This is a genomic window from Roseivivax isoporae LMG 25204, from assembly GCF_000521865.1.
Classification (GTDB): Bacteria; Pseudomonadota; Alphaproteobacteria; order Rhodobacterales; family Rhodobacteraceae; genus Roseivivax; species Roseivivax isoporae.
The window spans coordinates 1-352 of the sequence record NZ_JAME01000185.1; the positions used below are offsets into that span (position 1 = coordinate 1).

Genomic DNA, 352 nt, shown 5'->3' on the forward strand with positions numbered 1-352 from the left:
GCCATGCTGGGGCCGGGGGACGACCCGGTGGGAAAGCCGGAGGGGGCGACGGAGAGCCCCCCGGAAAATGGACCTTCTCCGGCATCTACGGAAACGGCGCCGTGATGGGCTTCACGCCTGCGCAGGTCAACGCGATGACGCTTTGGGAATACCTCGCGTGCGTCGATGGATACCGCGAGGCGCATGGCGGCGGCGATCGCAAGGGTGGCGGCGAGGGCATGTCGGAAGACCGCATGCGGGATCTGGGGATACTCTGATGGCACAACCCTCAGCAGATGAGGCGCTTCTCATTGAGATGGGCCTCACGGAGCGCGAGTATCTCGCGGCTCTGAAGCGCATCGAGACGCAGACC

The 352-nt window shown here is 65.6% G+C and carries 1 protein-coding gene; it reads left to right on the top strand.

Going from position 1 to position 352, the window contains the following annotated elements; all coding sequences use genetic code 11:
• Positions 1-257 (top strand): hypothetical protein (locus RISW2_RS25590; RefSeq protein ID WP_211238756.1); only part of this gene is annotated, 257 nt, incomplete at its 5' end.
• Between the last annotated feature and the right edge of the window lie 95 nt (positions 258-352).